Source organism: Vibrio sp. 1-1(7), assembly GCF_013048485.1.
GTDB lineage: Bacteria > Pseudomonadota > Gammaproteobacteria > Enterobacterales > Vibrionaceae > Vibrio > Vibrio fujianensis.
The window spans coordinates 217,919-232,766 of record NZ_VHSP01000004.1; the positions used below are offsets into that span (position 1 = coordinate 217,919).

Consider the following 14,848-nt stretch of genomic DNA (forward strand, 5'->3'; position numbering starts at 1 on the left):
TCCACCTTGTGATGACGACTACAAGATGGCTATCACATCCGAGGGCGTATTGGGCGCAACCGCGTGCCCGTAATAGAATTTTATCACGGTACGCCGGCGAGCCATTTGGCCCTCAGCTATCGCTGCATCAATGATTCGCTTTGGCAATCGAAAGCGCATCGCATAACCCTTACCTTGCTCTTCACTGTAAGAAGCTAAGGCTAATAAATCAAACAAGCGATCTAACTCATTACGTGACTCTTCACGTAATAATGCGGCGGTATCGCGCTCGCTCTCCTTCTCATAACCAGGATGCTCTGCTGGATCCCAAGCCGAATGTTTACGCCGCTTATCATCCTCCTTGATTTTACGCTCAGCCTGAGATTTGGTCAGCTCTACGGTTGCCGTAACAGGCGCGCGGCTCCGATTATCTCGTGACGCTTGCTCTGTCTGAATATTCACTGATGGGGCAATAAGTGGCACACTAACATGCGTTGGTGACACGATCATCGCTGAAACCTCCTCAGCATCGCCCGTCCCTCAAGCACCTTAACGCTTTCGGGTTAGCTTAATTATCGACCAATGGCAGAAAAGATTGAGCGCTAATTTACCGATTTGAAACAAAATTTACACCTGATTTGCAAAACGAATAATTCGCTGACAGAACTCATCCAGCTCGGTCAAAAAAGGGGCATGGGCTGAACATTGAAAAATATGTACCGCACTCGTTGGCATTAACGCGTTTAATGACTGTGCAATATAAACCGGCACCAAGCCATCTAATCGTCCATAAAGGCGCAGGATAGGAATAGAAAGCTCCGTCAGTGGAGCCCGTAAATCTGTATTCGCTAAAATGTTTAACCCAGCCCGTAACGCCTCAGGATTCGGCGCAGGTCGCGACAAAATGGCTTGCTTTAATTGCTTAATATCTTGCCGTGCTGAAGGGCTTCCCATCGCTTGTAGAGCCAGAAAACGTTCCACAGTCGGATGAAAGTCAACTAATAATTGCTGCGTAAAAGCCGTCAACACATCAGGTTTAATCCCCCGCCATGCCGGCTCGTTCGGTTTTGCCGCGGCAAATTTGGGCGAAGAGGCAACGGTAATCAACTGTACAACATAATCTGGATAATTAATTGCCATATAGGTGGCGACTAATCCCCCTAATGACCACCCTAACCAAATCGCTTGACGTGGTGCTTGCCTCACTAATGCTTGCGCTATCTGGGCTAAATTTTCTGCATGACACCCAGCACTATGGCCATAACCAGGAAGATCGACAACATGGACGCGAAAGTTGGCCTGTAACTGTTCACACGCTTGCTGCCACACGGCCCCATTCATCCCCCAACCATGCACCAGTACCAGATCAGGGCCTTTCCCTTGAACTTGCCAATACAAATCTGTTGCCATCTTCACTTTTCCTCCTACCAAAATCAGCCTTATTTTCCCGCTCAAGCTGCACAATATAAACGGATACCTTATTCAAGGCTAAAATATGTCACTCGGAGTGATCGACACTTTCAAAAAAATACCCACTTGGTTAGCACCAGCCTGCGCATTATGCCGTCTGCCACTGGATAATCAGGCACAATATGGTCTCTGTTCTGCTTGTCAGGCTTGGTTTGCTGCCACTGTTCGCTGTCCTCGCTGTGGTTTGCCCTGCTTAACCGTAACCGACGCATGTGGTCAATGTTTACACTCGCCCCCGCCTTGGCAACGGCTATTTTGTATCGGCGATTATCAATTTCCGCTTAGTCACATGATTCACCAGTTCAAATACCAGCGCCAATTCTGGCAAGCCCGTGACTTAGCCGCCCGTCTTGCTGACACGATCAAACAGCCCGCGCCACTGCTCACCGCTGTGCCTCTTCACTGGCGACGCCAATGGTACAGAGGGTTTAATCAAAGTGAGTTACTGGCGCAAGCATTGGCTCAACAGCTCGGCAGTCAGTTTTCACCAACGCTATTTACTCGTCGACGAGCAACACCAGCACAACAGTCGTTGACCAAACAACAACGAGAACGTAATTTAACTGGCGCATTTGAGCTTAATCAGCGCCCGACTCACTCACATATTGCGATTGTTGATGATGTGGTCACCACGGGCAGTACAATGCGACAATTATGCCATTTACTACTTGAAGTCGGTATCGAAAGGATTGATATTTACTGTCTATGCCGTACTCCTGAGCCGAGTGATCTCTTAACCCCTTGAGTATAAAAAGGGCTGGATCCTCTCTGTCACAGGAGTAGAATGGTCAACAGTAACCTACAAAACTACTCAGGTATTCGTCGTGTCAAATCCTATTATTATTACAGAATCTGCTCAGTCCCACTTCGCTAAACTCTTGGCTCAGCAACCTGAAGGTACCAATATTCGGGTGTTTGTGGTTAATCCCGGAACACAGAATGCTGAATGTGGTGTCTCTTATTGCCCGCCAGAGGCCGTTGAAGCCACGGATACTGAAATCTCATTTACTGGTTTTTCCGCCTACATTGATGAGTTAAGTCTTCCTTTTCTTGATGATGCAGAGATTGACTTTGTGACCGATAAAATGGGCTCACAACTCACACTCAAAGCGCCTAATGCCAAAATGCGTAAAGTAGCGGATGATGCGCCACTCATGGCTCGGGTTGAATACGCCATCCAAACTCAAGTTAACCCACAACTGGCTGGACATGGCGGCCATGTTAGCTTAATCGATATTACTGATGAGGGAGTGGCGTTAGTTCAATTTGGAGGCGGTTGCAACGGTTGTTCAATGGTCGATGTCACATTAAAAGATGGCATTGAGAAAGAACTGCTCGCTCAATTTGAAGGGGAATTGACCGCCGTGCGCGACTCCACCGAACATGATCGTGGTGAACACTCGTACTACTAAGGTCTGCTGACCTTGCGCGGTTAAATTTTGCTCGAGATAAAAGCGTTTTCATCGTAGCGAGAGGTTTGTGGCCTAGTCATACTAAGCAAAAGGCCTCTCAACCAAGAGTAAAATACCGGTTTTGCCGATCAGCTGATGCCAAACATCAGCTTTTTTATTCTCACAGACCCTTTTTTCTCATATATTAAGAAAGCGTTGTCTATGAAGGAGTTCGCCAATGCCCTCTAAAACCTTACCCGAGATTTTGACGCAACATACGGTTGCGCAATCTAAGCTTTTTGCAATCGAGGCACTTGATCTGCGCTTCTCGAACGGGGCAGAACGAACTTATGAACGGATGAGACCCAGTGGGCGTCATGCGGTAATGATGGTTCCGATTACTCAACAGGGCGATATTTTATTAGTTCGCGAATATGCTGTAGGCACAGAGCGGTATGAACTTGGTTTTCCGAAAGGGTTAATCGACCCCGGAGAGTCACCAGAGCAGGCGGCTATTCGTGAGTTAAAAGAAGAAATTGGCATGGGAGCAACGCAACTAACCCCATTAAAGGAGGTGGTGTTGGCCCCCTCCTATTTTTCTAGTCGCATGACCCTTTTCATTGCTCAAGGGCTATACTCAGAACAGCTAGAGGGCGACGAGCCTGAACCCCTTGAAGTGGTACGCTGGCCTTTAGCTCAAGCAGAAGAGTTGATCACGCATCTCGATTTTAGTGAAGCGCGCAGCATTAGTGCTCTGCTGCTTACTCTTCGTTGTTTATCAGCCTCTCCCATTCAGCGATAGGAGCGAGTATGCCAACGGTTAACGATCTTGCCCATTTATTGCCGGAAGTGATCAGCATTGCGCGTTCTGCCGGGCAGCTTATTCTCGATATTTATGAAAATAAATCGTACCAAGCGTTCACTAAGCAGGATGACACACCTGTCACGAGTGCTGATCTTGCCGCACATAAGCTAATTACAGAACGGTTAAGTGCACTGACTCCCGACATTCCAGTGTTATCGGAAGAAGCAGCGGATATCAGTTTAACGACACGAGAAACTTGGCGACGCTACTGGCTGGTTGACCCATTAGATGGTACTCAGGAGTTTATTGCCCGTAGCGGTGATTTTGCGACAGTGATTGCTTTGGTTGAAGATCATCAGCCAGTTATGGGCGTGGTGTATGGGCCGGTTTCTGGGGTCACTTATTACGCCTATAAAGGTAAAGGAGCATGGAAAATCCCCGATATGGCAGAAAGCCTGCGAATTCAGAGCCATAAACATCAGTTACCTGGTCAACCGATTGCTATCGCCATTAGTCGTCGACAAGATATTAATCGCATTACACGGCATTTGAGTGCGCAATGGAATTATGATTTAGTTCCCCTAGGCTCAGCAGCTCTGAAAGCCTGTCTGGTAGCAGAAGGGGCGGTTGACTGTTATCTAAGATTAGGCCCTACCGGAGAGTGGGATACTGCGGCAACACAATGTATTGTTGAAGAAGCAGGTGGACGAATCCTTGATACTGAACTCGACCCTCTATCTTATAATGAGCGGGATACATTAGAAAACCCTAACTTCATTGTATTAGGGGATGCCGACTTACCTTGGCAGGATATATTAATCATCCAACACCAATGCTAAAGCAGGGCGTAATGCCCTGCCCGACTAGAAACGCCCTTGCTGATTAAACGAATAACGGCCTAACCCATCCGGAGTCGGCAAATAGTTTAACTGCTCAGCTAAACGAGTAGGAAAATCTGCCCCAGGTTTGAACCATGCTTGCGCACTAAAACGGCGATCGGCCTGCACTTCCGCTGAAAATTCACTGCTCATTTGCTTGTTTTGCTGGCTACCATGCACCGTCAATACACTTTGCTGGCAAGAAAGATCAGCCATTATTGGGCCAAGCTCCAATTTACCGAGAGGGGTTCCAATTTCACTTTGCGTCCAAGCCAGTACGCCCTCCGCCTGAGCACACCACGGCGCTTGGTAACGATAATGCCGCAGCGTCAATTCAATTTGCCCTTGTAAGCTCACCGGAACTGGCAACCTTAAGTAAGGCTGCACCTGCTCGGCAGGCAAAGAAAGCACCATATGCTCAGCAAATGGGCCAGAAAAATCATAGCCCACGACGCCTTTACCTTGCACCTGCTTATCGCTTCCTCGACCAAAACGAACGTTAAGCTGGGCTTTCGCGGTAAATAAGGCAGACCAGTCCCATTGCCACTGTACCTGTCCCCAGTTTTGCTGCTGCCAACGCACTTGCTTAGCACTGCCATGCCATACGGTGCCATCAACACCTTGGATCACCAAACCGGTAGGTAGTGGAAGATGAGTGAAAACAACCTGAGCGGGTAAATGTGCAATTGCACTCACCACCATGACCAACACAAATAAACAGCTATAACGCACTATCGGTTTCATCTCACCCTACCCGTTTGAACTGCAAACGTTTTACCTCAACCACACCCGAGGTTTTTCCTCGCTCCAAATCCATATACTCAACATCAATGCCTTGCCGTTCTTTTAAATAAGCCAGCCAATCAACTAATTGAGAAAAAGGGACGGGTTGAATCCAAACCTGCATTCTGTCACCACGCGGCTGGACTCTCACCAGCTCAACTTTAAATTGTCCAGTTGAAGAAGCAATCACCTGATTCAATGGCTGAGTTGAGCGAACCACACCGCTCTGCTGACGCAAGCTAACAATTTGATCAGCGCGCTTTTCTACCCACTGAAGTAATTGCTTTTCCGTGTTCAGACGCACATTTACGGCGGCACTCTGCTGCTGCAGAGGGACTAGGATTCCCCAATAAAATAGCCCGAGTAATGCTGCAGCACCACCAATCAGCAATAATCGCTGCTCACGCTGGCTAATGATCTGCCACCACAGTCCAAGTGCGGTTAATTTCTGTTTCATTCGTCACGCCCTGCCATTGCTTTCAGTACAAAGGAACCGAATACCCGCTCAGCATTCTTATTTAATTGCCCCTGCTCTACCACAAAATATTGGGCTAATTTTACTCTCGCCTGCTCAAAGCTCTGAAAATCAGGCCCGCTCACGTCAAGATGGAGCTCGGCTCGATTGGCATCAAAACGTAAGCTTTGAATTTCCATCCTTTCCATCTGTCCAATGCTTTCGGGGAGTAAATTCAGCCAGTTGAGTAGCACTTCAGCTTGCGAACCACCAGACAGAGCCGTTAACTCGTCACTCATTTGTCGTTTTAAATAACTCACCGTGGGAATACGTTGCTTATCAGGAAAAATCGTTCTGAAAATGCGTTCACTTTCAGCCCGATAGGCTTGTGCCGTTAAGCGAGCTTGATGAAGGTGTAACCCTTGGCTGACCAAGAGCACCACCAATAAGAACACCGCAGAGATGGCCGTCTTTCGCCAGATAAGCCAATGTTTAAGCCAAGATGATTTGGGTTTGAAGCTTCCGGTCAATAGGTTGATTTTATGGCTAAAAAGCTGCTCAGCGATCAATGGCATCCAAGGCCGTTCAAGAGCGTTCTCCCACACCTGATCTGCCGCTAACGGTAAGTCAGGCAAGGGCGTATAAGCAATAAGAGGCAGCGGTTGATCCGCCCCATTCACCCATTCTGTCGCACAAAACCAAGATAGCCAATCTTGCTCTATGCTAATACCGTGATAGTTTCCTTTACGGATCAACCAGTCAGATCCCAGCTGCAATGCACTCAGCCCGTCGTGGTTGACCGGCAGCGTCAACACATCTGGTACCACACGCTTAACGACAATCCCGAATGATGCCAGCTGATCTAGGATCGACTGCAACCAAGCTCGCTCGATCACGGCGACAAAAGCCTGTTCACCTTGCCTATCCACCACGGAGAAATGCAACTCATCAACATCCTGAGCGAGTTCATCTTCCAATAAATACGGTAAAATAGAGGAGAACTGGCGGCTGGCTCCGGACGGGATCGTCACTTGCGTTAATAACAGATCACTGCTGGCTAACAAGACAATGGTTGAGCGCTGAAGCGCATGTGGGGCTAACTGATCCAGCTGTTGCCACCCCTCCAGCGTTCCATGGTCAAGCACTTCCTGTTGAGTGGAAGACCAGACAAACCAAAGAATGGGCGCATTTTGTTGACTACTCAGCCGAACGATTAAGCTCTCGCTCACCGACTCCTCCATAGCGACGGCGTATCACCGTTGCATCCTTTTTATTACGACTATAAAACAGGCTGCGAATCCGTACTTGAGACGTATCCACTTTCACCTGTGCATCTAATTCAAAATAGTGGCTATCAACGCTTAAATAAGCACGAGCTTCTTCACGACGAGCTTGTTCTACCGCTGCAATCTGTGGTTCAGCTAAAAAACTTGCCACACTGTCCCAACCATCAAAAGAGCGAGACTCTAACACGCTTTTGGCGTTCGATTCACTTAAATATGGGCTGAACATGGCCACCAATAATTTCGCTTGTTCTGGCGCAAGAGTATTGATGTTTAAACGCCAATCTTGGTCTGGAAGGGCACACACATAGGGGGTGAGTAAATGCATTACCTTCCCTCCCATTTGATAAACCGCTCGAAGCTCACTGCTATCGGCTAATCGCCCATTAGGGGGTAAATAAGCTGGCGTCATTGATTCATACAGTGCATCTTCCGCACCATTGGCTCGGTTTACACGGTCATCATTGTCAATAAAATCCCACGTTGCATCGGCGATGGTTTCTGCTTGATAATTCTCGACCTCTAATTCATCCAGTAACGCTCGCCACACTCGGTAAACATAAGGTGGTGTATTATTACTGTTGGCTGCCAACCCTGAGAACACATTGACATTAAAGCAGGCCTGTTTATCGATAATACTTCCAGTGACCTGCCCATAATCAAGTGGGTAGGTACGGTTGCTTTGCGCCCAAGGTTGATTGAGGTTGATGGTGTCGTTGTCTTTATAGCTTTGTTCAATCGCGACTTTCGCTAATGATTCCACGCCAATCGAATACCAATACGCCTGCTGATAACCAACCTGATGATTAGCTCGCTGAAATTGGCTAAACATCCGTTGAGACATGGTCGCAGCAATCGAGACCATGATTGCTAAGAGCAATAATACAATGATCAGTGCCACGCCTCGCTGGTTATGATGACGAGTCATTCGTCTCTCCCACCGAGCCACCGGTTAATAAATAAATACGTTCAATCTCACCATAATCTTTTAATGTCAAACCGATCGCGATAGCTTGTGGTAGCACTTGTTGGGTTTCCCATTGATTAGACCATTGCCCATTAAGATAGAAGCGAACCGACCAAGCTTCGACATCATTCAATAAAGGGGCAATGATCGGCTCTTGCCCGGTCGGTGTATCGGGATAACGCCACCAGACTCTTTCGAGCACTTGCTCTTTGATTCGATAGCCGACTTTCAACACTTCCCCGCGTGGAAATTGTTGTTGAGGATTGTGCCAACCAAGACGAGTGAACAGCAAGCCTTTCGTGTCAGAGTCGAGTAAGTAATCCTGCCATTGTACAAGTTGTGCTGACGCCGATTCACCCTCGTGACGAAAGGGACGCAACGCCATCTGGCGGAAATCTGCATCCATAATGACCATCGCTCGCTGTAACTCACTCAACCTTGCTTCGCGCTGAGCCGAAACTTGATTACTTTGCTGAACTTGATACAACACTTGATAAGCTGCCACACTCAAGCTGGCAAAAATCGCCATCGCAACCAGCACTTCAATGAGTGTAAACCCGTGCGCTGTGCTTCTATTTCCCCGCGCTGTGCTTTTATTTGGCCACATAGCTTCTTACCGTAATAACCGGAGAGGCTTTGGCCTCCGTGGCCACACTCACATCAAAAGCGGCTAAAATAGCGTTCGAAGTTTTCACTGGAGTGATGCGCCAATACCAGGTTCTGCCAGCGAGTTCTTCTCGTCCTTCACGTTCAGCTAATGACTTTGCATTCAAGTGCACTTTTGCCATCTGGTTATCAGCGACCATGGCAGCAAATGCCTTCTCTTCCAAATAACTGATGGTATTGACGTGTTGAGTCACTGTGCGCATCACACTCATGGCGGCGGTGGCAAAAATGGCTAACGCCACCAAGACTTCTAATAAAGTAAACCCTCGTCTATGGTGTATCATCTGACTCTCCGGGAGCAAGTAGACGAATCTGTCCATTCTCTTTCACCACGATCTGCCAACCAGTGTCGATACTTTGCTGAGTGGCATAAATAGTAAGATGAAACGGAGTGATCTCTCCACTGGATAAAATAAACACTTGAGGGGCGGGCTGTACTAGCTGTGTTTCGGATTCGGCAAACATTTGTTCGTCGAATAAGGTGCTGGGAATAAATAATCTATCTTTGTCTTGCCAAGCCCCCCCACCGACCGAAAATTGCACACTGAGTTTATCATCTAACAATAGCTGTGCCGCAAAGCCGGTTTTATCAATCCGCTGCCAACCTTTCTCACTCAATTGCAAAAATGTCATGCGTTGTTTTTGTTCATCAACTCGCAGTCCAAAATCTAAACCACTTAACAAGGCTTCTTCATTCAACAATTGCAAACGCTGAAACAGACTTTGAGCACTTTTTTCAATTTCATCATTGTGTTTGGCAGGTAAGGTCGCAATCACAGCAACAGCGCTGAGTGAAAGTAACACTAACACCAACATTATTTCGAGAAGCGTAAAACCGCGCTGCCATCTCATCCAACATCACCCAATACCATAACCACCAAGATCAACGTGCTCATTCGCCGTGTTTATCGAAACCTTTATTGTTTATCGAAACCTTTATTGGAAATCTTGTAGATTCCAGTTACCAATATCGGCATTGGCCCCTTCGCCCCCTTCCTGACCGTCCGCGCCTAAGGTAAAGACATCAACACGACCATGTTCACCGGGGCTTAAGTATTGATAGTCATTGCCCCAAGGGTCTTTCGGTAAGCGACGAATGTAACCATCGTTGCGATAATTTCTTGGTTCTGGATTGGATGGTTTGCTCACCAAAGCGTCTAACCCTTGATCGGTAGTTGGGTAAACACTGTTATCTAATCGATACATGTCTAATGCGTTCTCGAGTGCAACAATATCGGTGATCGCTTTTTGTTGATCGGCCTTATCTTTATTGCCCAACAAATTCGGTACCACCACGCTGGCAAGAATGCCTAGGATCACCACAACCACCATGACTTCCAATAGAGTAAAGCCTGACTGTTTCGTTAGTTTTTTATTCATAATCACTCCATCTTGCGCTTATCATTCGCCCATTAGCGGCTCATTAAATTATTCATCTCTAAAATTGGCATTAAGGTGGCCATTACAATAAACAGGACTAATCCCGCCATCAATGCAATCAGCACTGGGGTAAAGATACCTAATGCAATATTAACCGTAGATTCAAAACTGGTGTCTTGGTTATCTGCCGCTCGTGTCAGCATACTTTCCAGTTCACCACTTTGTTCACCACTCGCTATCATATGTAGCATCATTGGGGGAAATAGCTTGGTTTGAGTCAACGCTTGGCGCAAGCTAGAGCCTTCACGAACGTTATCCACCGCCAATAATACTTGCTGTTTAACGTACTGATTTGTCATCACATCAACGGCAACGCGCATGCCATCAAGAATGGGGATCGCACTTGAGGTACAAATCGATAAAGTTCGCGCAAAACGCGATGTATTTAGCCCCCGGGCAATTTTACCTATCATGGGTAAATACAACAGTTTTTGATGCCAATAGAGCCGAATACTCGGCTTTTTCAGCAACCACTTGGCGAAATAGCTTAGTGTCAACATCAATAACAACAACGGGATACCCCATTGCTGAATAAAATCACTGGCCGACAACAAAAACTGCGTCGAAGTAGGTAAAGCCTGCCCCATTTGTACAAATTGGCCTATGATTTTAGGCACGACCGCCGCAAGCAAAAAGGCGACAATACCAACGGCAAAGATCACCAAAACAATCGGATACAATAAGGCTTGCAGTAATTTTGAGCGCATTTTTTGCCGATTCTCAGCATAATCGGCCAGTCGTTGTAAAATCGCATCGAGATGCCCTGACTTTTCTCCCGCAGCAACCATGGAGCGAAAGAGATCATCAAAAATATGGGGATAATCTGCCAAACTGTCAGCCAAGGTGTACCCTTCCGTCACTTTTGCTCTAACCGCCGCCAGCATGTTACGTATTCTTGGTTTTTCGGATTGCTCAGAGACCGCTTTTAAACACTCTTCAAGTGGCATCCCAGACTGAACTAAGGTCGAAAGCTGACGGGTGAGCAAAGCTAAATCGGGTGTACTGATCCCTCTCGGTTTAGTCCAACTGGTTTGGCGCGCTTTGGCAGCTTTAGCCTGCGTCTCGACCACTTCGATAGGGATCATCCCTTGCTCTTTTAACCGCTGACGCACCTGACGCGCATGATCACCTTCGATGATACCTTTCTTGCGTCGTCCTGCTGCATCCAGTGCTTTGTATTCAAATGCCGCCATTACGACTCCTTGGTCACTCGCATCACCTCTTCTAACGAAGTGATGCCTTGGCGAACTTTATCTAGTCCATCATCCCGTATACTAGGGGTTTTACTGCGGATCGCTTGTTCAATCGCTTGCTCGCCAGCTTCGCGGTGAATTAATGTCTGAACGTCATCATCCACCAACATCAGCTCGTGGATACCGGTTCGCCCGCGATATCCTTTAAAATTACATTTTTCACACCCATGGGCTCGATACAGGGTCAATGACTCTTTTTTGCCCAAGCCAAACCATTTTTTTTGCTCTTTGTTGGCCTCATAAGGCTCTTTGCAATCAGGACATAACGTCCGCACGAGACGTTGAGCCAGAACCCCAAGTAAAGAGGAAGAGATAAGAAAAGGTTCGATTCCCATATCACGTAAACGGGTAATCGCACCAATTGCAGTGTTAGTATGCAAGGTTGACATGACCAAGTGGCCGGTTAATGACGCTTGCACCGCGATTTGAGCCGTTTCTAGATCGCGAATTTCACCGACCATCACAACGTCTGGATCTTGCCGTAGAATGGCTCTCAAGCCGCGGGCAAAAGTCATATCGACTTTCGGATTAACCTGAGTCTGGCCGATACCATCAATATCAAATTCGATAGGGTCTTCTACCGTAAGAATATTACGCTCACTACTATTGAGCTCTTGCAGACCGGCATATAGCGTGGTTGATTTCCCTGATCCTGTTGGACCGGTGACCAATAAAATACCGTGCGGACGTGCAATTAAATGGCAGAAATTATGTTGGTTTTGCTCGGTCATGCCTAAGCTGTGCAGATCAAGCCGAGTGGCATTCTTATCGAGTAAACGCATCACCACTCGTTCACCGTGAGACGCTGGCATGGTAGAGACTCGGACATCTACCGAACGGCCACCAATGCGCAAGGAGATGCGGCCATCTTGTGGCACCCGCTTTTCGGCAATGTCTAACTTAGCCATCACTTTCACCCGAGACACCAATAGGGGAGAGAGCTTACGACTGGGCGATAACACTTCTCGCAGTACGCCATCCACTCGAAAACGAATCGAGAGCGTCTTTTCAAAGGTTTCGATATGAATATCAGAAGCGCCTTCTTTAATCGCTTCACCAAGCATGGCATTGATCAACTTAATGATGGGGGCATCATCTTCCGATTCCAGTAGATCTTCGCTGTGTGGCAACTCTTCAGCGAGTGAAAAGAAATCATCGCTATCTGCCCCAATATCTTCCATAAGCTGACGCGCTTCTGACGAGTCTCGTTGATACACTTCAGTTAATTTGGCTTCAAACACGTCTGCGCTCAATGCAGTTAAGGCAAACGGATGCTGTAACACTCGCTTTACCTCAACCAAAGCCAATAAAGCGATAGGCGCGACATAATAAAGAGTGGCATTTTCTTGTTGCTCATCCCATTCCAGCACGAGCTTATGCCGATTCGCAAAACTAAACGGCAAGCGACGAATCCGCGGTTTATCTTGTACTTCAAGCCTCATTGCTGAGCATCCATTTGATCAAGAAATGCTTGAATTTCTGCCGCATGACGACGTTCTTCACCAAACTTTGGCAGCACGGGAATATGGTTATTATCCATCAACTTCAGCCCCTGATCGGCTTTAAACAACTGCTCGGCACGGATGTAGTTGTACTTGCGCTGAGTGATACCGTCCGCAGTCATACCATCACGAATGATGGTTGGCTTAATAAACACCATCAGATTTTTCTTTTCTACCGTGGTATTGGTTGAGCGGAACAATTGCCCTAAAAAGGGAATATCGCCTAATAGCGGTACTTTAGACTCACTTTCTGCTGTACGTTCATCAATTAAGCCACCCAATACTAACATCTGTCCATCTTGTACCATGACAGAGGTATTCAACTGACGCTTGGCAAAACGAACATCAACTGCACCATTGGCACCCAAAACATTCGACACTTCTTGCTCGATGGATAACTGAACTGAATCGCCCTCATTGACTTGGGGAACCACTTTAAGCTTAATCCCCACTTCTTTTCGCTCAACCGTTTGGAAAGGATTGTCATTGTTGGAACCAGCGGTAGACCCTGTTAGCACAGGCACCTCTTCACCGACAATAAATGACGCTTCGCCATTATCCATCACCGTAATACTTGGAGAGGAGAGAATATTGGTGCTGGAGGTACTCGATACCGCGCTGATCAATGCGGTCCAATCGCCCATCATGACCCCAAGTGCAGCACCATTCACCCCTGATAAGGCCGAGGCAAGCGTGGAGTAATCACCCGCTTGGGTACGGCTATATGGTTCATATTTTTGTGTATCTGAGTTCCAACGGCTATCTGTAATGGTTTTATCTTTCGCTTCTTCTAAACCGACCATAACCTGGCCCACTTGAGCGCCAGTATTGCCGTATTGAATCACCGCGCCCTCTTTTAAAGAGCCCCATTGCACACCGAGATTAATCCCATCACCTTCAGCCATTTCAACAATTAAGGCTTCAATTAAGACTTGAGCTCGGCGAATATCCAATTGTGCAATCACATCCAGTAACGCATTCATAATGTCTTGCGGTGCGGTAATCACAATCGAGTTCGTATCCGCATGAGCGGCGATCATCACTTTTCCGCCCTGCGATGCACCTGATTTTTGCCCTATGTGTTTTTCAGCCTGTAGGTTTTCTGATACCCCTTGCAACACGCTGACTAAATTTTCAGCTTTCGCGTACTTTAAATAGACCACTCGGTTGTTACCACGCGTGGCCATTTCAACATCAAGCTGACGAATTAGACGCCTCATTCGATCTCTAACTTTTGGATCGCCAGAGATCAAAATGGCGTTGGTTCTATCATCAGCGACAAATTTAGGTTGTAAAAATTCGGGCGTATTTTTGGTGTCATTCGCTTTGCTAAGTGCTTCAACAATTCTGACCATTTCTGATGCAGAGGCATTTTTTAGCTCAACCAGCTCGATATCTTTATCACCTGCCTGATCGACACGATGAATGATGTCAGCCAAACGGTTAACCACCGCGGCCCGTCCTGTAATTAAAATAATATTGGCTGGATCATAGTGCACCACATTGCCGGCACCAGCATTGTCGATCAATTGACGCAAGAGCGGCGATAATTCTCGCACCGAGACATTTTTAACCGCAACAACTTGGGTAATGACATTATCACCATCGGCTCGGTCATCATCACCGAGAACAGGAATGGCCGACGTTTTTGCATCTTTCGCGCGAATAACTTTTAGTACCCCGTTATCCATTTCAACGACCGCAAACCCGTAAACTTCCAACACATTTAAAAAGAAACTGTAATACTGTTCACTATTCAAGGTATCGTAACTGCGAACATCTATTTTGCCTCGTACCGAGGGATCAACAATGATGGTTTTTTCCAGGTTTCGCCCCACAATATTGATAAACTCTTGAATATCGGTGCCTTTAAAACTGGCACTGAATGCTTCGTTCGCCAATGCTAGGGGTGAAGCAAGTAAACTTCCAGCTAGCAGCCATACACTTTTCTTAAGCCAATGCTTCACACAACGCTCC

17 protein-coding genes are annotated in these 14,848 nt (G+C 47.1%); 4 read left to right on the top strand and 13 right to left on the bottom strand.

Translation table 11 applies throughout. The annotated features are described in order from the left end of the window. Nucleotides 1–18 precede the first annotated feature (18 nt). A complete protein-coding gene (locus FKN05_RS13815; RefSeq protein WP_161427886.1) occupies nt 19–489 on the bottom strand; it encodes an ATP-dependent Lon protease in 471 nt (156 codons plus the stop codon). A gap of 117 nt (nt 490–606) precedes the next feature. Next, nucleotides 607–1,389 carry a pimeloyl-ACP methyl ester esterase BioH gene (gene bioH / locus FKN05_RS13820; protein WP_170887766.1) on the bottom strand — a complete coding sequence of 261 codons (783 nt, stop codon included), beginning with the start codon at nt 1,387–1,389 and terminating at the stop codon, nt 607–609. An 85-nt stretch (nt 1,390–1,474) separates the two neighbouring features. Here bioH and FKN05_RS13825 point away from each other — a divergent pair, with 85 nt between their 5' ends. From FKN05_RS13825 to cysQ, 4 genes are all read left to right on the top strand, one after another. Beyond that, nucleotides 1,475–2,194 carry a ComF family protein gene (locus tag FKN05_RS13825; protein ID WP_170887767.1) on the top strand — a complete coding sequence of 240 codons (720 nt, stop codon included), beginning with the start codon at nt 1,475–1,477 and terminating at the stop codon, nt 2,192–2,194. A 79-nt stretch (nt 2,195–2,273) separates the two neighbouring features. Next, the gene (gene nfuA, locus FKN05_RS13830; RefSeq protein WP_099610237.1) at nt 2,274–2,861 is read left to right on the top strand and encodes a Fe-S biogenesis protein NfuA; all 588 of its coding nucleotides are present in this window, start codon (nt 2,274–2,276) and stop codon (nt 2,859–2,861) included. Between the two features lie 217 nt (nt 2,862–3,078). Continuing rightward, nucleotides 3,079–3,642, top strand: coding sequence for an ADP compounds hydrolase NudE (gene nudE, locus FKN05_RS13835; RefSeq protein ID WP_099610236.1), 564 nt, complete (start codon nt 3,079–3,081; stop codon nt 3,640–3,642). 8 nt (nt 3,643–3,650) lie between these two features. After that, a complete protein-coding gene (cysQ, locus tag FKN05_RS13840; protein ID WP_099610235.1) occupies nt 3,651–4,484 on the top strand; it encodes a 3'(2'),5'-bisphosphate nucleotidase CysQ in 834 nt (277 codons plus the stop codon). Nucleotides 4,485–4,508: 24 nt separating this feature from the next. Here cysQ and gspN read toward each other — a convergent pair whose 3' ends face one another. The 11 genes from gspN to gspD all read right to left on the bottom strand — a co-directional run bounded on the left by gspN (nt 4,509) and on the right by gspD (nt 14,838). Beyond that, the gene (gene gspN / locus FKN05_RS13845) at nt 4,509–5,267 is read right to left on the bottom strand and encodes a type II secretion system protein N (RefSeq protein WP_099610234.1); all 759 of its coding nucleotides are present in this window, start codon (nt 5,265–5,267) and stop codon (nt 4,509–4,511) included. A 1-nt stretch (nt 5,268) separates the two neighbouring features. Continuing rightward, nucleotides 5,269–5,763 (bottom strand): type II secretion system protein M, encoded by a 495-nt coding sequence (locus tag FKN05_RS13850; protein ID WP_170887768.1) that lies wholly within the window; start codon nt 5,761–5,763, stop codon nt 5,269–5,271. Next, entirely contained in the window at nt 5,760–6,989 is a 1,230-nt protein-coding gene (gene gspL, locus FKN05_RS13855; RefSeq protein WP_170887769.1) for a type II secretion system protein GspL, read from the bottom strand. The genes FKN05_RS13850 and gspL overlap by 4 nt, the downstream gene beginning before the upstream one ends. Further along, on the bottom strand, nt 6,958–7,971 hold the full coding sequence (gspK, locus tag FKN05_RS13860; RefSeq protein WP_170887770.1) for a type II secretion system minor pseudopilin GspK: 1,014 nt from the start codon (nt 7,969–7,971) through the stop codon (nt 6,958–6,960). Before gspK ends, gspL begins: the two co-directional genes overlap by 32 nt. Next, a complete protein-coding gene (gspJ, locus tag FKN05_RS13865) occupies nt 7,955–8,617 on the bottom strand; it encodes a type II secretion system minor pseudopilin GspJ (RefSeq protein WP_099610230.1) in 663 nt (220 codons plus the stop codon). Before gspJ ends, gspK begins: the two co-directional genes overlap by 17 nt. After that, nucleotides 8,604–8,957: a type II secretion system minor pseudopilin GspI gene (gene gspI, locus FKN05_RS13870; protein ID WP_170887785.1), complete on the bottom strand. Its 354-nt coding sequence runs from the start codon at nt 8,955–8,957 to the stop codon at nt 8,604–8,606. The genes gspJ and gspI overlap by 14 nt, the downstream gene beginning before the upstream one ends. Beyond that, on the bottom strand, nt 8,947–9,528 hold the full coding sequence (gene gspH / locus FKN05_RS13875; protein ID WP_170887771.1) for a type II secretion system minor pseudopilin GspH: 582 nt from the start codon (nt 9,526–9,528) through the stop codon (nt 8,947–8,949). The genes gspI and gspH overlap by 11 nt, the downstream gene beginning before the upstream one ends. Before the next feature lie 84 nt (nt 9,529–9,612). Beyond that, complete coding sequence (gspG, locus tag FKN05_RS13880; protein ID WP_099610227.1) at nt 9,613–10,056, bottom strand: type II secretion system major pseudopilin GspG; 444 nt, start codon at nt 10,054–10,056, stop codon at nt 9,613–9,615. 32 nt (nt 10,057–10,088) lie between these two features. Next, entirely contained in the window at nt 10,089–11,309 is a 1,221-nt protein-coding gene (gene gspF / locus FKN05_RS13885; RefSeq protein ID WP_099610226.1) for a type II secretion system inner membrane protein GspF, read from the bottom strand. After that, a complete protein-coding gene (gene gspE / locus FKN05_RS13890; RefSeq protein ID WP_170887772.1) occupies nt 11,309–12,811 on the bottom strand; it encodes a type II secretion system ATPase GspE in 1,503 nt (500 codons plus the stop codon). Before gspE ends, gspF begins: the two co-directional genes overlap by 1 nt. Continuing rightward, a complete protein-coding gene (gene gspD / locus FKN05_RS13895; protein WP_170887773.1) occupies nt 12,808–14,838 on the bottom strand; it encodes a type II secretion system secretin GspD in 2,031 nt (676 codons plus the stop codon). The genes gspE and gspD overlap by 4 nt, the downstream gene beginning before the upstream one ends. Nucleotides 14,839–14,848 lie beyond the last annotated feature (10 nt).